Here is a 16430-nt window from a genome sequence, read left to right as displayed (position 1 = left end):
GCCCCCCGGGGCGGGCCGCTAGCGGACGCCTCGCGGCCGGAACTGGATGCTGATGCGCGGCCCCACCGCCCGCGTCGACTTGGGCACCGCGTGGTCCCAGGTGCGCTGGCAGGAGCCGCCCATCACGATCAGGTCGCCGTGGCCCTGCGGGAAGCGCAGGGTCTGTCCACCGCCGCCGTGCGGACGCAGGGCCAGATCGCGGGGGTCGCCCACGGACAGGATGGCCACCATCGTGTCCTCCCGGGCGCCCCGCCCGATCCGGTCGCCGTGCCAGGCCACACTGTCCCGGCCGTCGCGGTAGAAGCAGAGCCCCGCCGTGGCGAACGGTTCACCGAGCTCGGAGCCGTAGTGCGCGGACAGTGCCTCGCGGGCCTCGTCCAGGAGGGGGTGCGGGAGGGTGTCCTCGGGGCCGTAGTAGGCGAGCAGGCGCGGGACGTCCACGACCTGCTCGTACATCTGCCGCCGCTCCGCCTTCCACGGCACCTCCTCGGCGAGCCGAGTGAAGAGCGCGTCGGCACCGCCGAGCCACCCGGGCAGTACGTCGACCCAGGCCCCGGCGCCCAGCTCACGCCGGCGCAGCCCGTCGAGGGGGCCGAGGCGGAGGTCGTCGGACTGGTCGAAGAGGGAGCCCTGGAGGTGCGTGGCCATACATGCAGCGTACCTCCAGATTCGAAAACCTGTTCGCTCCGGCTGTGCTCCCTCTCGTCGTCCGTCGGCTCAGTGCTGCTGGGCCTGTGGAGTCACCTCGCTCGGCCGCACGACCACGAAGCCCTCACCCTCCAGCTTCAGCTGCACGGCCTCCCCGGAGCCGCCGCGGATCATCGAGCCGAAGGACTGGGAGCGGTGCAGCGAGGTGGAGAGATGGGCCGTCCAGCCCACCACCGCGTCCGTGTCGACGAACACGGGCAGCTGCGGCGAGACCGGGATGACCAGCGGATTGCCGTCGCAGACGAGACCCAGCTTCCCCTGACCCGTGAAGACGCTGTTGAACAGGCCGCCACCGGTCATGCCGGCGCCCTTCACGGTCTTGATCTCGTACGACAGCGACGAGTCGAAACACAGGACGTTGCGACCGTTGACGGTGAACACGTCGCCCGGCTCGATGTCGACGATGAAACAGTTCTGCGCCTCGTGCGCGAACCAGGCCTCGCCCTGACCGCGCACCGCCATCAGCGCCAGCCCCTCCCCGGTGACCGCGCGCTTGAGCATGCCGCCCACGCCCTGGCCCTTGCGTTCGAACTGCAGGTTCCCCCGGAAGGCGATCATCGCGCCCTGCCGGGCGAGCATCTCGCCGTTGACCGCATACTTGATCGACTTGGCGTTCTGGACGCTCATTCCCGGCGCGTACGCCGGCTGGACCATGTTCTCGTTGGAGAAAAGATCACTCTTCATACGGGCATGCTGTCCCGGACTGCCCGATTCCGCCAAGCGACGCGCGCGGCACGCCAATTGGGGAATCTGACAACATCTCGACGGCGATGGTAGAAGCGGACCCATGAACAACAAGACTGTCGGCGTCGACCTCCCCGACCGCCGGGGCCGCACCGGGCTCGACCGCACCGGCCGGGACCTGACCGGCAACCCCCGCGTCAGAGTGCGGGACGTGCGCCTGCTGTCCAGCCACTGGTACGTGGAGCGCACGACGACCTTCGACTTCCAGCGCGCCGACGGCACCTGGAGCACGCAGGAGCGCGAGACGCATGACCGGGGCAACGGCGCCACCGTCCTGCTCTACGACACCGAACGCGAAACCGTGCTGCTCACCCGGCAGTTCCGCTACCCCGTGTACGTCAACGGCCACCCCGACGGGATGCTCGTCGAGACGCCGGGCGGCCTGCTCGACGAGGAGGACGAGCACCCCGAGGTCGCCGTGCGGCGTGAGGTCGTCGAGGAGACCGGCCACACCATCGGCGAGATCCAGCACGTCTTCGACATCTACATGAGCCCCGGCTCGGTCACCGAACGCGTCAGCTTCTACGCCGCCCCGTACGGCCCGTCGACCCGCACCCACGAGGGCGGTGGCCTCGACGAGGAGGGAGAGGACATCGAACTCGTCGAACTGCCCTTCCGCCGCGCTCTGGAGATGATCCGCACCGGGGAGATCGCCGACGCCAAGACCATCATGCTGCTCCAATGGGCGGCGCTGGACGGGCCGTTCGGCGCCGGGACCGGCACCTGAGGGCAGGGTGCGGCCGGAGCCGCGCGGGCTCGGCCGAGGCGCCGACCGGCGGCACGCCGGTCAGGGGTCGAGCGCCTCGGCGGCCTCCGCGGCGACCGCCTCCGCCACGGCCGTCAGCGCGGGGGAGTCGAGCTTCCACTGCTGCCAGAACAGCTGGGCGTCCATGGACCGCTCCGGTGCCAGGTCGACGAGCGCGCCGACGTCGAGCAGCCGTTCGGCCTGGGTGGCGGGCACCATGCCCCAGCCCATGCCGGCGGCCACGGCGTCGACGAAACCCTCCGAGGTCGGTACGTAGTGCCGACGGGCACTGGCCGGGCGGCCCCGCGTCAGCCGGCGGACGAAGGCGTCCTGGAACTCGTCGCGCCGGTCGAAGAACACCACCGGCGCGTCGGCGATCAGGTCCCGCAGCGGTGTGCCCGATCCGACACCGAGCCACCGCTCCGCGAAGGCGGGCGAGGCGCACGGCCGGTACCTCATCCGGCCGAGCGGCCGGACCGAGCAGCCGGCCACGGCGTCCGGCGCCGAGGTGACCGCCGCCATCACGAGCCCCTCGCGCAGCAGCCGGGCCGTGTGCTGCTCGTCCTCCCGGAGCAGTTCGTAGCAGGGGCGCAGTTCCTCCGGCACCCGGGTCAGGGCGGGCAGGAACCAGGTGGCCAGCGAGTCGGCGTTCACCGCGACCGACACCCGCGTGGTCTCCCCGGCGCCCGTCATCCCGAGCGCGGCGTGCGCGTCGTGTTCGAGACGGGCCAGCTGGCGCGCGAACTGGACGACCACCTCACCGGACTCCGTCGGCCGCACCGGCTTCTCCCGGATCAGCAGGACCCGGCCGACCCGCTGCTCCAGCGCCTTGACCCGCTGGCTGACCGCCGACGGCGTCACATGCAGGGTGCCCGCCGCCGCGTCGAACGTGCCCTCGTCCACCACGGCGAGCAGGGTGCGCACCAGATCGAGCGGAAGCTGAGACATCACGATTGCTAATGATACGTAAGAATCTTTAGCTGTACGCAAGGCGGTGCGTTTCCTAGCGTCGTGGGTGTGTTCAGTGAAATGACAGCCCTCGCGGCCGGTTTCGGCACCGGCCTCTCCCTCATCGTCGCCATCGGAGCCCAGAACGCCTTCGTCCTCCGCCAAGGAGTGCACCGCGACGCGGTGCTCCCGGTCGTGGCCATCTGCGCCCTCTCCGACGCGCTGCTGATCGCCCTCGGCGTCGCCGGGGTCGGCGCGGTGGTCGTCGCCTGGCCCGGCGCGCTGAAGCTGGTCGCCCTCGTCGGCGGCGGCTTCCTCCTGATCTACGGCGCCCTGGCCGCCCGCCGCGTCCTGCGGCCCGGTGACGGCGCGCTGCGCGCGGAGAGCGGATCGGCGGGCTCACGGCGCCGTGCCGTCCTCACCTGTCTGGCACTGACCTGGCTCAACCCGCACGTCTATCTGGACACCGTGTTCCTGGTCGGCTCGATCGCCGCCGACCACGGTCCGCTGCGCTGGACCTTCGGCCTCGGCGCCGGCCTCGCCAGCCTCTGCTGGTTCGCCGCCCTGGGCTTCGGCGCCCGGCTGCTCAGCCGCTTCCTGGCCCGCCCGTCGGCCTGGCGGGTCCTCGACGGCCTGGTCGCGGTGACGATGCTCGTCCTCGGCGGGATGCTGATCGCCGGGGCCTGAGCCACGGCCGACGCGGCCGGGTCCACCGGCGAGCGCGGGTGCGGCGACAACATGTGAGACAGCGGCGAAATCGCCTGTCCCGGCGCCGGTGATCTCCGCGATAGTGGTGCCCCGTATCGAAAGATGTATCGAGCATCAGGATGCCTGTGGACACCACCCAGAGCAGCACCGGCGACGACACCGCACCGGACGACGAACCGGCGGCGCCACCCCGAAAGGGCTGGCGCCGCTGGGCGATGGACACCCGGCCGCTGCGCCGCCCGGCCTACCGCCGCCTGTGGTCCTCGACCATCGTCACCGCCGTCGGCAGCCAGCTGACGGCCGTCGCCGTCCCCAAACAGATCTACGACATCACGGGCTCCTCCGCCTGGGTCGGCTACGCCAGCCTCGCCGGACTGCTGCCCCTGGTCGTCTTCGCGCTCTGGGGCGGCGCGGTCGCCGACAGCGTCGACCGCCGCACGCTGCTGCTCGTCACCAACACCGGCATCGCCGTCACCTCCGTGCTGTTCTGGGTGCAGGCGGTCATCGGCCTCGAATCCGTGTGGACGCTGATGGCCCTGCTCGCCCTCCAACAGGCGTTCTTCGGCCTCAACTCACCCGCCCGCAACGCGTCCGTGGCCCGGCTCGTCCCCGCCGAGGAACTGCCGGCGGCCGCCGCGCTCACCTCGACCGTGATGCAACTCGGCCTGGTGGCCGGACCCTTGCTCGCCGGCGCCCTCATCCCGGTGATCGGCCTGGCCGAGCTGTACCTCATCGACGCACTGGCCCTGTGCGTCACCCTCTGGGCCGTTCACAGGCTGCCCTCCCTGCCGCCCCTGGACAGCGCGACGGCCAGACGGGCAGGCCTGCGCGAGGTGGTCGCGGGCTTCCGTTACATCGCCCTGCACAAGGTGCTCCTGCTGTCCTTCCTCGCCGACATCATCGCGATGGTCCTGGGCATGCCCCGCGCCCTCTTCCCGCAGCTGGCCGCCACCACGTACGCGCCCTACGGCGAAGGTCTCGCCCTCGGCCTGCTGTTCGCCGCGATCCCCATCGGGGCCGTCGTCGGCGGCCTGATGTCGGGCACCTTCTCCCGCTCCCGCCGGCACGGACTGATGGTCATCGCGGCCGTCATGGCCTGGGGCGCGGCCATCACGGGCTTCGGACTGAGCACCAGCCTGTGGTTCGCCGTGGTGTTCCTCGTCGTCGCCGGAGTCGCCGACATGGTCTCGATGGTCTTCCGCGGCGCCATCCTGCTCTCCGCCGCGACCGACGAGATGCGCGGCCGCATGCAGGGCGTGTTCACCGTGGTGGTGGCCGGCGGCCCCCGCCTCGCCGACGTGCTGCACGGTACGGCGGGGGCCGCCTTCGGCACCCGGACGGCCGTCGCCGGCGGCGGCCTGCTGGTCATGGCGGCCGTACTGCTCCTCGCGACGGCAACACCGGCACTGCGGCGGTACCGGATCTGACCGATCGGCACACCGCTCTTTCGTACGCTTGTCAGCCCACCCCTCACAGGCAGGAGTTGCAACGATGCAGTACGTGAAGCTCGGCTCGACGGGTCTGGACGTGTCCCGGATCTGTGTGGGATGCATGAGTTTCGGCCTCCCCGACCGAGGCACGCACGAATGGACCCTGGACGAGGAGGCGTCGCGCCCGCTGATCCGGCAGGCGCTGGACGCGGGGATCAACTTCTTCGACACGGCGAACGTCTACTCCGACGGCACCAGCGAGGAGATCGTCGGCCGCGCGCTCGCCGAGTTCGCGCGGCGCGAGGAGGTCGTCGTCGCGACCAAGGTGAACGGCGCCATGCACCAGGGCCCCAACGCCTGGGGCCTGTCCCGCAAGGCGATCATGACGGAGATCGACAACAGCCTGCGGCGCCTCGGCACCGACTACGTGGACCTCTACCAGATCCACCGCTTCGACCCCCACACTCCCGTCGAGGAGACGATGGAGGCCCTGCACGACGTGGTGAAGGCGGGCAAGGCCCGTTACCTCGGGGCGAGTTCGATGTACGCCTGGCAGTTCGCGAAGATGCAGCACACCGCCCGGCTGCACGGCTGGACACGGTTCGTGTCCATGCAGAACCACTACAACCTCCTCTACCGCGAGGAGGAACGCGAGATGCTCCCGCTGTGCGAGGACCAGAGCGTCGCCACGCTGCCCTGGAGCCCGCTCGCGCGGGGCCGCCTCACCCGGGACTGGGACACCGTGACGGCGCGCACCGAGACCGACAACTTCGGCAAGACCCTCTACCAGGAGGGAGACCGGGAGATCGTCGACGCCGTCACCCGGATCGCCGGTGAGCGCGGGGTGCCCCGCGCGCAGATCGCCCTGGCCTGGCTGCTGGGCCGGCCCACCGTCACCGCTCCCATCGTCGGCGCCACCAAGCCCCACCACCTCACCGACGCCGTGGCCTCACTCGACGTCGCCCTGACGGAGAAGGAGACCGAGGAACTGGAGCGGGCCTACACCCCCCGTGCGATCAGCGGTCACTGAGCGGCGGTAGGCCTCACAGGCGGGAGTACTCCAGGCGCACGGTGGTGGCGAGACGGGCCATGGCCTCCTCGGCGCCCTCGCGGTCGGTCTTGTCGAGGAGCGCGAGGGCGTCGGCGGCGGCCAGACGCACCCGCTGGGGCACCTCGTCGAGGGCGGCCATGCGGTATGCGATGGTGCGCCGGGCCTCGCGTTCCTCCGCGCTGACGCCGCTCGGCCCGGTGCGGGGGAAGACGGCGGCCTCGTAGGCCGTCACATGGATGAGCACGCCGTGCGCGATGCCCTCGGCGTAGCCCCGCTGCCCGGCCTGCCGCTGGGCCATGGCGAAGTGCGCCATGGCCCGCCGCCGCACGATGAGCGAGCCCACCATGCCGACCAGCCCGGCGCACACCGCCGCCCCCAGGGCGACGGGTCCGCCGCCGATCAGCGCACCGATGAGGGCGCCGCCCGCCATCAGCAGACAGGTCAGCCCGGTGGTCAGCATCAGCAGGGCGCGCGCGGGAGTGAAGGAGGCCATGACGTGCAGTGTCTCAGCCTCGCCCGGGTGCCCGAGCGGTGGGCCGGTGGGGGAGGGGGCGCAGCGGTCCGAGCAGGACGGCCGACGGCGCCCGTGACGGCGGGGCGCTCGCCCGATGCGCCCCGGGCGCCCGGGGCGGGACAGCCACCTCGTGAGCACCGTTTCGAGTGAGCCGGCTTCGGCCGCCGTGGGGCGATCGGGCTGCGCAGGGGGCGGCGAGGGGCGTCTCAGTCCCCCAGCCGGTGCGGTCCGAGGTCGGGTAGTGGGTGCCGTGGGGTCGCCGACGTGAGCGCGGCGGTGAGACTGCCGTGCGCCGCGACTGCGGGATACGGAGCCGCGGGCTCGGGGCGCTCGGGGCGGGTGACCATGACCGGCCCGGCTGCGGCGGGCGGTACGGCGCGGGGAAGGACCGTGTGCCCCGAATCCTCGTCAACTACCCACCCCGGTACGAAGATCAGGTGACTGCATAGGGTGTGACCCGTGAGAAGCAGCGACACCGGTGCGGCAGTCGCGTGTCCGAACGCGACCGAGGGGGAGACCACCGTCCGATGAATCAGATCCTGTACGCCGGGGCCATCGGCCTGTTCCTGACGCTGATCGGCACCCCGCTGCTGATCAAGCTGCTGGCCCGAAAGGGATACGGCCAGTTCATCCGTGACGACGGCCCGCGCGGCCACGCCGGCAAGCGCGGTACTCCCACCATGGGCGGCATCGCCTTCATCCTGGCCACCCTCGTCGCCTACGCCGCGACCAAGGTCATCACCGGCGAGAGCCCGACCTACCCCGGTTTCCTGGTGCTGTTCCTCATGGCGGGCATGGGCGTGGTCGGCTTCCTGGACGACTACATCAAGATCGTGAAGCGGCGGTCGCTGGGGCTGCGGGCCGGGGCCAAGATGGCCGGCCAGTTGATCGTCGGCATCGTGTTCGCCCTGCTCGCCATCCGGTTCGCGGACGACCGGGGCCAGACGCCGGCCTCCCTGAAGGTGTCGTTCGTCACCGACTTCGGCTGGACCATCGGTCCGGTGCTGTTCGTCGTGTGGGCCCTGTTCATGATCCTGGCCATGTCGAACGGGGTGAACCTGACCGACGGTCTGGACGGCCTCGCCACCGGCGCGTCGGTCATGGTCTTCGGCGGCTACACCTTCATCGGCCTGTGGCAGTTCCAGAACTCGTGCGCCAACGCCCTCGAACTCACCGACCCCGCCTCCTGCATAGAGGTGCGCGATCCGCTCGACCTCGCCGTCGTCGCGGCCGCGCTGATGGGCGCCTGCTTCGGGTTCCTCTGGTGGAACACCTCGCCTGCCAAGATCTTCATGGGAGACACCGGGTCGCTGGCCCTCGGCGGCGCGCTCGCCGGTCTCGCCATCTGCTCCCGTACCGAACTGCTCCTGGCCGTCCTCGGTGGGCTGTTCGTCCTGATCACCATGTCGGTGGTCATCCAGGTCGGCTCGTTCAAACTGACCGGCAAGCGCGTCTTCCGGATGGCCCCGCTCCAGCACCACTTCGAACTCAAGGGCTGGTCCGAGGTCCTGGTCGTGGTCCGCTTCTGGACCATCCAGGGCATCTGCGTGATCGCCGGCCTCGGGCTGTTCTACGCGGGGTGGGCCGCGAGCTGAGCGGTCCGCGCGTGACGCCCGGCCCGCCGGGGTCCTAGGAAGGGTCGGGCGTCAACCGGAAGACCACGTTGCGGCGCAGTGGTCCCTCCGGCACGGTCTCGTCGTCGAAGTCCTCGCCCGGGTTCCGGGTCATGCCGAGACGGCGGATCACCGCCTGGGAGCGGAGGTTGCCGGCCGTGGTCACCGCGAGGATCTCCTGGAGCCGGAGGTGCGCGAAGCCGAAGTCCACGACCGCCCGCGCGGCCTCGGTGGCATAGCCATGACCCCACGCCGCACGCGCGAGTCGCCAGCCGGCCTCCACCCCGGAGAACGGCATGTCCTCGTCCACCGGATCCAGCCCGGCGAAACCGATGAACCGCCCCGTCGCCCGTACCTCCACGGCCCACCAACCCCAGCCCCGCTGGTCGAGGTCCGCCTGGAAACGGGCGGCGGACGCATCACTCCGCTCCTGTGTGAGGACGTCCGGGAAGTGTTCGCGGACCTCCGGGTCGGCGTTCATGGCCGCCCAGGGAGCGAGGTCGGACTCCCGCCAGTCGCGCAGGAGGAGGCGTTCGGTTCGTAGGTCAGGCATCGGATGAAGGTAACGCGATCACTGGGTGGGGGCGATCGGATATCACAGTCCGCCGCTCGCCCCCAGGTCCAGACGCACCGCTCGCAAGTGGTCGGTCAGGGGGCCGAGACCCACGTCCCGGCGACGTTCGTCGACGGACTCGGGGTGGCGGATGGGATAGGGGAAGAGGGTGCCGGGGTCGATGCGGGTGCCGTAGAACTGGGGCTGGTTCAGGGCGACGGCGCAGTGGTCGGCGATGTAGGCGTGGTGCACCGCCGGGCAGCGGCCGTCCGCGACGGCCTCGGCGATCAGGTCGCGGCAGGTGAGCTGGAAGCCGAGGTCGGGGGAGTGCAGCAGGAGCATGAGGGCCGCCGTCGAGGCGGGTTCGCCGACCGACTCGGCGGTGGGCCACCCGTGGCGGGCGACGATCGCGCGCAGGGCGTCGCCGTTGCCGGTGTGGCACGCGGCGATACGGTCCCGGGCCCGTGCGGTGGGCGCGGACCGGGCCTCCCGGGCCAGCCGCCGTTCGTCCTCGGCCCGGCGGATCAGCTCGGCGGCCAGCGCCCGCATGCCGGGCGGCCCGGTGCCGGGCGCGGGTTGTGACGTGGGTTCCATGGCCGGGGCGCCCTTCACATCGGCTCCCGGACGGCGAGCGAGAACCACACCCTCTTGCCCGCGTCCCCCGGTTCCGGCGGCTCGGTGCCCCAGTCGTCGGCCAGCGCGGAGACGATGGACAGTCCCCGCCCGGACTCGGCGAACGAGGTCACCGTGCGAGGGCGGGGCGGCACGGGCGAGGGGTCGGCGAGGGTGACGCGCAGTTCGCGCCCGGAGCTTTCGAGGACCACGGCGATGGTGTCGGCCGGGTCGGCGCTCGCGTGCCGGACCGCGTTGGCGAAGAGTTCGTCGGTGGCGAGGACCGCGTCGTCGAGGATCGCGGAGAGCTCCCAACGGGCGAGGTGAGCCGCCACCGTGCGCCGTACTCCGGCGGCGCACGAAGGGTGCGCGGGAACCGCCATCCGGACGAGGCGGGACCTCTCGAGGGAGATCAAGGCAACCTCACCGCGCCCAGGGGTCGCCCCGCTCCGCCGGACGGGGCGTCGTGGACGCTCCACCCGGGGTCGTGCGCTGCCGCGTCAGGGATCCGTCGGCGGGACGCGCCGACACTGACCGCCGTCATCGAGTTCCTCCACATCCTCGAAGGTGGTTTTCCCGGGGGTGCTGTTCCTGGGGGTGCTGTTGTCGAAGACAACAGCACCCCGCACACAAAACGCCAGGTGGTGGAGGGGTTGTGCAGTTGCGGGCGGGTAGTGGCGCCGGCTGTATAGGTTCCCCACCATGGTGAACGTCGACGAGAGCCCGTCCCTGCGGGAGCGGTACGTCCCCGCCGGATGGCCCGGCATGCGGGGCAAGAGGGTGGTGGTCACCGGGGGCACCCGGGGCCTGGGCGAGGGCGTCGTACGGCTCCTGCTCGCCGAGGGAGCCCATGTAGCTACCTGTGCGCGCCGGTCGGCGGGGCTGACGGCGCTGGGTGACTCCTTGGCGGGGGACGAACGGGCCCGGTTGTTCACCGACGCGCTCGACGTCACCGAGCCCGGACGGCTGGAGGACTTCGTCACTGCTGCGGCGAAACGTTTCGGCGCTGTCGAGGGCAGGGCGAACGGTCGAGACGACATGGACGGTCTCGACGGCCTCGTGGCCTGCGTCGGTGGTTCCCGGGGCGGCACGTTCGAGCAGGCGGACGGCGCCGACTGGGCGGCCACCTGGGAACTGAACGTCGGGCACACCGCACGTCTCGTCCGCGCCGCGCTGCCGCGTCTGCGCGCCGCCGGCGGTGGCTCGGTCGTGCTGATCGGCTCCGTCTCCGGCTGGAAGCCGGGGCCGCCCGCCCAGTACGGGGTGGCGAAGAGCGCGCTGATCCAGCTGGCCGCCTCCCTGGCCCGCGAGCTGGGCCCGGACCGTGTCCGCGTCAACGTCGTCGCGCCCGGCTCGATGCTGATCCCGGGCCGCCGCTGGGACCGGATGCGCCGAGAGGATCCGCGGGCGTACGAGGCGTTCGTCGGGGCGGAGCTGCCGACCGGTGCCCCCGTCACCCCGCACGAGGTGGCCCGCACGGTGGTGTTCCTGCTCTCCGACTGGGCGACCGGTGTCTCCGGCGTCCACCTGCCGGTGGACCGGGCCCAGAACGCCCCCTCGCCGGACGGCTACTGAGGCGGGCACCCGCCGCGCCGCGCCCACCTCAGGCGGCCGCCCCCAGCACCACCCGCGACCGGCGTTCGAAGTCCTGCACGAGGGGTTCGTGGCGGCGGGACGCCAGCCGGCCCCGGAAGTCGCGGAGGGCCTGGATGGACCGCTCGCTGTGCACACCGCTGAGCGCTTCGAGCGCGTCCGTGGCCGTGGCGACGGCCTCGTCGAGGCGGTTCTGCTGGAGATGGGCCGTCGCGAGCACGGAACGACTGATGGCCTGGCGCCGGCGGCGGTCGGCGTGGGCGCGCACCGACGCGCTCGCGGTGTGCTCGGCCTGCGCGGCGAGGCCCAGGTCACGGAAGCAGAGCGCGGACTCGGCCTGGAGGTAGTGGTGGTCGAGGAACCGCACCCAGGGCGACTCCTCGGCGGCTCCCCGGCTCGCGTCGAGCTGCTTCTCGGCGGCGCGCAGCGCCTCGGCGGTCTCGCGGGGTCGGCCGAGCGCCGCGTGTCCGCGCGCGGACATGGCGTGCAGCCGCATGAGCCCGAGGGGACTGCCGGAGTCCCTGGCGGTGGCGACCCCGGCCCGGGCCAGGGCCACACCCTCGTCGGGGCGGCCCAGACTGGTCGCCAGATGGGACAGGCCCGCGAGGATCTGCCCGCCCAGCACATGGTCGCGGCCCTCCGCGCAGAGCCGCAGCCCCTGCGTCATGTACCGCTGGGCCAGGCCGTACTCCCCGGCGTCGTACGAGCTCCACCCCGCCATGGCGGCCAGCCGGGCGGCGGCGGCGAACAGCTCGCGGCGGTGCTGCGGGGTGACTCCGCGCTGCTGGAGCAGGGGGATCACCTCGGTGGTGAGGTACTGCACGATGCTCGTGCGGATCCCGCCGCCCCCGTAGTGGTTGTCCATCTCGTCGAACATGCGGAGCATCGCGTGGACCTGCTCCACCGGCCCGCCACCCGACACCGACGCGAGCCGGGGCGCGTCACGGCTCTCCACCAGCCACAGCAGCCAGGCCCGTTGAGGGTTCGTCAGGGCGCCCGGCACGAACGGCACCGCACCGAGCAGACTGCGCCGCGCGATGTCGGTGGAGCCCAGCTCGGCCAGGGTGTGCAGGGTCTCGGCCACGTTCTCCACGTACATCAACGCCCGTCCCGTCACCGGTCGTCCGCGGTCGAGCGGAAAACCGAGGTCCGCCGGAGTGAGCGCGCGGCCCAGCCGTTCACCGAGGACCGCGGCGATCAACTCCGGTGTGTTCCCCCGCGGTTGCTGGCCCTGGAGCCAGCGGGTGACGGAGGCCTTGTCGTAGTTGGTCTCCGCGCCCTGACAGCGGCCCAGTTCATTGACCCGGAGGGCGAGGGACGCGTACGAGCAGCCCGCCTCCTTCAGGGCTGTCGCCAGCGGCTTGTTGGGCCCGCCGGCCCCTTTGACTGGGCTGCTCCTAGGTAATCCGTTCGTCACGGCGGCCATCCAGGTGTCGCATCGTGTCGGCGCGCGGCTTGACCCCTGCCCGCCGTGGCGCCAACTCCTGGGCGGGCCGGAGGAGTTCGAGGGACGCTGCGCAGCGTGTGCGGCAGGTCACTCGATCACTATGGTGGCCGAACGACTCAGCCCGCAACCTGCGTTCTGATAATTTCAGAATGAACCGCGAAGACCTGTCCGTGTCAATGGATCGCGTGGCACACTGCACGCTGTGAATCCCGCCCCGGGAGGTTGCACGTGAGTGAGACCCGCTCAGGAGGGAGTGCTCCTGCGGCGCCCACGGTCCTGCGCATGGTCCTCGGCAGACGGCTCCGCCAACTGCGGGAGCGTGCCGGGGTCTCCTTCGACGACGCGGCCCGCGCCATCGAGGTCACCGCCCTGACGGTCCGCCGTATGGAGAAGGCCGAGGTCGGCCTCCGTATCCCCTACGTGAAGGAGCTGCTGCGCACCTACGGGGTCTCCGGCACCGAGATCGAGGACTTCCTCTCCCTCGCCCGCGAGGCGAACCAGCCCGGCTGGTGGCACAAGTTCCGCGATGTGCTGCCCGAGTGGTTCAGCGCCTACGTGAGCCTGGAGAGCGAAGCCGCCGTCATCCGCCTCTACGAACCCCAGTACGTCCCCGGCCTGTTGCAGACCCACGACTACGCGGCCGCCCTCATCCGGGTCGGCTTCCCCAACGCGAGCCCCGAGGAGGTCGAACGGCACGTAGCCCTGCGCCTGAGACGGCAGGACCTGCTGGTCAAACCCGAGGCGCCGGCCATCTGGGCCATCCTCGACGAGACGGTACTGCGCCGGCCGGTGGGCGGTCCGCAGGTGATGCGGGAGCAGATCGACCGGCTCGTCGAGGCGACGGAACGGCCCAAGGTCAGGATCCAGATCATGCGGTTCGCGGCCGGACCCCACCCCGGGGCGTACGGCCCCTTCCACTACTTCCGGTTCGGCTTCTCCGAACTCCCCGACATCGTCTACACCGAGGGTCTCGCGGGCGCCCAGTACGTCGACCAGCCCGTGGACGTCGTGACCTATCTGGAGGTCCTGGACCGGATGTCCGTGCAGGCGGAACCGGTGGCTCGGACCAGGGACATCCTGGCGGCACTACGCAAGGAGTTGTGACACATGGCAAGGACACCCGACGGCCCCGTCCACAGCGGCATGCCCGCTCCCCAACTCGGCGCCGAGGGCTGGCGCAAGCCCTGGAGCGGCACCAACGGCGGCTCCTGCGTCGAGGCCAAGCGCCTGCCCGACGGCAGTGTCGCCCTCCGGCAGTCCACCGACCCCGAGGGCCCCGCGCTCGTGTACTCGCGGGAGGAGATGGTGGCGTTCCTGGAGGGCGCGAAGGCGGGCGAGGCCGACTTCCTCATCGCCTGAGGGCTCGGGGGTTCGGGGGTTCGGGGGCTCGGGGGTTCGGGTAGGTCGGCGGGTGCGGGTGCGTGGGGCTTCTCGCGCCCACTCGGCGGAGCCGCATGTCGACACAGCCCCGCGCCCCTGAAAAGCCAGGGTTCCGGCCCGTGCTTCTCCGCGGATCACTACGCCCGCACAACCGGACAACCCGCGCGCGCACTCCCCTCACCTCCCGGGCCCCGCCCAGACTGGGGGCACCTCCGGAGCCGGCGCCGGGCCCGGGAGGCAGACACCCGCCGCGTACCACCCGAAGGGAACGGATGACACCGTCCCCCGCCCCCGCCCTCACCCGGTACCGGACCCTGATCGTCGAGGGACACGAAGGACATGGCCGCACCCGCCTGCTCGCCGAGCTGGCGCACGTCGGGTTCGAGGTCCGGCGGCTGCCGTCCGTCCTGCATCACCTGGACCCCGCGCTGCCCTGCCGCGAACTCCTCGCCGGACCCGGACGTCTGGCCGTCGACGGCAACCTCATCGCGGAACTCGTCCACGGCCCGCTGCGCCGGGGACGTTCCCGCGTCACCTGGATCCAGGCCCTGGACCTCGCCGACGCCGTGGCCGAACGCGACGGAGCCATGCTCCACCTGACCACGCCCGAGGTCACGGAGGCGGCCACCGCCTACGCCCGGGTGTTCCACACCCTCGCCCAGCACGTACCCGTGGTGACCGTCGATGTCGGCGAGCCCGGCGGCCCCGTCCGTGCACCCGCTGCTCGCTCGTCCCAACTCTGGCGTGAAGCAGGACAGTTGACGATAGGTTAGCGACGACCACGCGATGTGAGGCAGGAGAGTTCCCATGGCAGACGGCCACCCCACTCCCGATCAGGAAGCCCTGTCGAAGATCGACACCACGGTGCCCCACTCGGCCCGTATCTGGAACTACTGGATGGGCGGCAAGGACAACTACGAGGTCGACCGTGAGGCGGGCGACGCCTACCGCGAGATCGCCCCCAACATCGAGACGATGGCCCGCGCGTCCCGCGTCTACCTCATCCGCACGGTCACCTTCGTGGCCCGCGAGCGCGGGATCCGCCAGTTCCTGGACATCGGCACCGGACTTCCGACGTACGACAACACCCATCAGGTAGCCCAGAAGGTCGCCCCCGAGTCCCGCATCGTCTACGTCGACAACGACCCGCTCGTGCTGCGGCACGCGCAGGCGCTGCTCACCAGCACCCCCGAAGGGGTCACCGACTACGTCGACGCCGACCTGCGCGACCCGGACACCATCCTCGAGGCCGCCGGGAAGATCCTCGACTTCGACAAGCCGGTGGCCCTGATGCTGATGGGCATCCTCGGCCACATCCAGGACTACGAGGAGGCCAAGGAGATCGTCCGCCGCCTCCAGGCCGCCCTGCCGTCCGGCAGCTACTTCGTCCACTACGACAGCACGGACACCGACGCCGAACTCAAGCGCGCCCAGGAGGGCTACGACGACACCGGCGCCGTCCCCTACGTCCTGCGCAGCCCCCGCCAACTGCACGCCTACTACGAGGGCCTGGAACTGCTGGAGCCCGGCATCGTCTCCTGCCCGCTGTGGCGCCCGGAACCGGGCACGTCCCCGGAGCCGACGGACGTGTACGGGGGAGTGGCCTACAAGGCGTAGCGACAGCTGCCCCGGCGCGCACGACCTGGGCGGCGGATCCGGGCGGCGCGTGGAGTGTTCCAGGACGGCCGTGTACTCCCGGGCACTTCGGGTAGGCCCCCCGCATGACCGGCCCCGCCGACTTCGACCGGCAGGTTCTCGACGCGGTGGAGAACCTGGTGCCGCTCTGGTTCTCGGCAGTGGAGGAGGTCACCCCGCGTCTGTCCCCGAGACAGATCCTGGCGCTCCGCGCGGTGCGCGGGGAGCCCGAGCTGAACCTGACCGGCCTGGCGGAGCGGCTCGGGGTCGGTCTGCCCACGGCCAGCCGGCTCTGCGACCGTCTCGAAGCGGCCGACCTGCTCCAGCGGTGCGTCCGGCTCGACGACCGGCGCGAGGTGCGCCTGGTGGTGACCGAACGCGGACACCGGTTCCTCGCGGACGTCACCGCACGTCTGTCGGCGCGGCTCGGCGACGCCCTGGCGGCGCTGTCACCGGCGGAACGCGCTCGCGTGGAGCAGGTGCTGCGGGCCCTGGGGGGAAGCGTCAGTTGAGCAGTGCCGTGACGCGCCCCGCGGCACTGTGCACATGGCAGAGCAGCAGGCAGACGTCGTCCTCCTCGAAGCGGCCGATCTGCTCCAGCGGTGCGTCCGGCTCGACGACCGGCGCGAGGTGCGCCTGGTGGTGACCGAACGCGGACACCGGTTCCTCGCGGACGTCACCGCACGTCTGTCGGCGCGGCTCGGCGACGCCCTGGCGGCGCTGTCACCGGCGTAACGCGCTCGCGTGGA

General features: G+C 71.6%; 20 protein-coding genes. 12 read left to right on the top strand and 8 right to left on the bottom strand.

Annotation, left to right across the window (positions count from 1 at the left end):
- Positions 1-18 precede the first annotated feature (18 nt).
- Both RM704_RS17145 and RM704_RS17140 read right to left on the bottom strand, forming a co-directional pair.
- Positions 19-648: an alpha-ketoglutarate-dependent dioxygenase AlkB gene (locus tag RM704_RS17145; RefSeq protein ID WP_033526154.1), complete on the bottom strand. Its 630-nt coding sequence runs from the start codon at positions 646-648 to the stop codon at positions 19-21.
- 69 nt (positions 649-717) lie between these two features.
- Positions 718-1392 (bottom strand): AIM24 family protein, encoded by a 675-nt coding sequence (locus RM704_RS17140; RefSeq protein ID WP_033526153.1) that lies wholly within the window; start codon positions 1390-1392, stop codon positions 718-720.
- Positions 1393-1495: 103 nt separating this feature from the next.
- Between RM704_RS17140 and RM704_RS17135 the strand changes: the two genes are divergently transcribed.
- Positions 1496-2179 (top strand): NUDIX domain-containing protein, encoded by a 684-nt coding sequence (locus RM704_RS17135; RefSeq protein ID WP_033526152.1) that lies wholly within the window; start codon positions 1496-1498, stop codon positions 2177-2179.
- Positions 2180-2239: 60 nt separating this feature from the next.
- Here the strand turns inward: RM704_RS17135 and RM704_RS17130 are convergent, their stop codons facing one another.
- Positions 2240-3148, bottom strand: a complete 909-nt coding sequence (locus tag RM704_RS17130) for a LysR family transcriptional regulator ArgP (RefSeq protein ID WP_033526151.1) — start codon at positions 3146-3148, stop codon at positions 2240-2242.
- 78 nt (positions 3149-3226) lie between these two features.
- Here RM704_RS17130 and RM704_RS17125 point away from each other — a divergent pair, with 78 nt between their 5' ends.
- The 3 genes from RM704_RS17125 to RM704_RS17115 all read left to right on the top strand — a co-directional run bounded on the left by RM704_RS17125 (position 3227) and on the right by RM704_RS17115 (position 6313).
- On the top strand, positions 3227-3832 hold the full coding sequence (locus RM704_RS17125) for a LysE/ArgO family amino acid transporter (protein ID WP_438828926.1): 606 nt from the start codon (positions 3227-3229) through the stop codon (positions 3830-3832).
- 140 nt (positions 3833-3972) lie between these two features.
- The gene (locus RM704_RS17120) at positions 3973-5280 is read left to right on the top strand and encodes an MFS transporter (RefSeq protein WP_107072248.1); all 1308 of its coding nucleotides are present in this window, start codon (positions 3973-3975) and stop codon (positions 5278-5280) included.
- Between the two features lie 64 nt (positions 5281-5344).
- Positions 5345-6313 (top strand): aldo/keto reductase, encoded by a 969-nt coding sequence (locus RM704_RS17115; protein ID WP_033526149.1) that lies wholly within the window; start codon positions 5345-5347, stop codon positions 6311-6313.
- Positions 6314-6326: 13 nt separating this feature from the next.
- Here RM704_RS17115 and RM704_RS17110 read toward each other — a convergent pair whose 3' ends face one another.
- The gene (locus RM704_RS17110; RefSeq protein ID WP_033526148.1) at positions 6327-6827 is read right to left on the bottom strand and encodes a hypothetical protein; all 501 of its coding nucleotides are present in this window, start codon (positions 6825-6827) and stop codon (positions 6327-6329) included.
- A 548-nt stretch (positions 6828-7375) separates the two neighbouring features.
- Here RM704_RS17110 and mraY point away from each other — a divergent pair.
- A complete protein-coding gene (gene mraY, locus RM704_RS17105; RefSeq protein WP_033526147.1) occupies positions 7376-8443 on the top strand; it encodes a phospho-N-acetylmuramoyl-pentapeptide-transferase in 1068 nt (355 codons plus the stop codon).
- A gap of 34 nt (positions 8444-8477) precedes the next feature.
- Here mraY and RM704_RS17100 read toward each other — a convergent pair whose 3' ends face one another.
- From RM704_RS17100 to RM704_RS17090, 3 genes are read right to left on the bottom strand one after another with little or no spacing between them, the layout of a single operon-like run.
- On the bottom strand, positions 8478-9014 hold the full coding sequence (locus RM704_RS17100) for a GNAT family N-acetyltransferase (RefSeq protein WP_033526146.1): 537 nt from the start codon (positions 9012-9014) through the stop codon (positions 8478-8480).
- A gap of 42 nt (positions 9015-9056) precedes the next feature.
- Complete coding sequence (locus RM704_RS17095) at positions 9057-9608, bottom strand: DUF6624 domain-containing protein (protein ID WP_033526210.1); 552 nt, start codon at positions 9606-9608, stop codon at positions 9057-9059.
- 14 nt (positions 9609-9622) lie between these two features.
- A complete protein-coding gene (locus tag RM704_RS17090) occupies positions 9623-10042 on the bottom strand; it encodes an ATP-binding protein (RefSeq protein WP_033526145.1) in 420 nt (139 codons plus the stop codon).
- Between the two features lie 286 nt (positions 10043-10328).
- On the opposite strand from RM704_RS17090, the gene RM704_RS17085 reads away from it, so the two are divergent.
- Positions 10329-11201: an SDR family NAD(P)-dependent oxidoreductase gene (locus RM704_RS17085; RefSeq protein WP_078937024.1), complete on the top strand. Its 873-nt coding sequence runs from the start codon at positions 10329-10331 to the stop codon at positions 11199-11201.
- A gap of 28 nt (positions 11202-11229) precedes the next feature.
- On the opposite strand, the gene RM704_RS17080 is transcribed toward RM704_RS17085, so the two are convergent.
- Positions 11230-12645, bottom strand: coding sequence for an NsdA family TPR-like regulatory protein (locus tag RM704_RS17080; RefSeq protein WP_033526144.1), 1416 nt, complete (start codon positions 12643-12645; stop codon positions 11230-11232).
- A 249-nt stretch (positions 12646-12894) separates the two neighbouring features.
- On the opposite strand from RM704_RS17080, the gene RM704_RS17075 reads away from it, so the two are divergent.
- From RM704_RS17075 to RM704_RS17050, 6 genes are all read left to right on the top strand, one after another.
- Positions 12895-13770, top strand: coding sequence for a Sco1979 family transcriptional regulator (locus tag RM704_RS17075; RefSeq protein WP_498076434.1), 876 nt, complete (start codon positions 12895-12897; stop codon positions 13768-13770).
- Positions 13771-13773: 3 nt separating this feature from the next.
- The gene (locus RM704_RS17070; RefSeq protein WP_033526142.1) at positions 13774-14025 is read left to right on the top strand and encodes a DUF397 domain-containing protein; all 252 of its coding nucleotides are present in this window, start codon (positions 13774-13776) and stop codon (positions 14023-14025) included.
- A 293-nt stretch (positions 14026-14318) separates the two neighbouring features.
- On the top strand, positions 14319-14819 hold the full coding sequence (locus tag RM704_RS17065; RefSeq protein WP_033526141.1) for a hypothetical protein: 501 nt from the start codon (positions 14319-14321) through the stop codon (positions 14817-14819).
- Between the two features lie 34 nt (positions 14820-14853).
- Positions 14854-15663 (top strand): SAM-dependent methyltransferase, encoded by an 810-nt coding sequence (locus tag RM704_RS17060; RefSeq protein ID WP_033526140.1) that lies wholly within the window; start codon positions 14854-14856, stop codon positions 15661-15663.
- A gap of 104 nt (positions 15664-15767) precedes the next feature.
- Complete coding sequence (locus RM704_RS17055; RefSeq protein ID WP_033526139.1) at positions 15768-16193, top strand: MarR family winged helix-turn-helix transcriptional regulator; 426 nt, start codon at positions 15768-15770, stop codon at positions 16191-16193.
- A 34-nt stretch (positions 16194-16227) separates the two neighbouring features.
- Entirely contained in the window at positions 16228-16416 is a 189-nt protein-coding gene (locus RM704_RS17050) for a hypothetical protein (protein ID WP_311590755.1), read from the top strand.
- Positions 16417-16430 lie beyond the last annotated feature (14 nt).

The organism is Streptomyces gottesmaniae, from assembly GCF_031845845.1.
In the GTDB taxonomy this organism is placed as follows: Bacteria; Actinomycetota; Actinomycetes; order Streptomycetales; family Streptomycetaceae; genus Streptomyces; species Streptomyces akebiae.
Note: the sequence above shows the minus strand (reverse complement) of the source record. Positions and strands in the feature narration are given on the sequence as shown.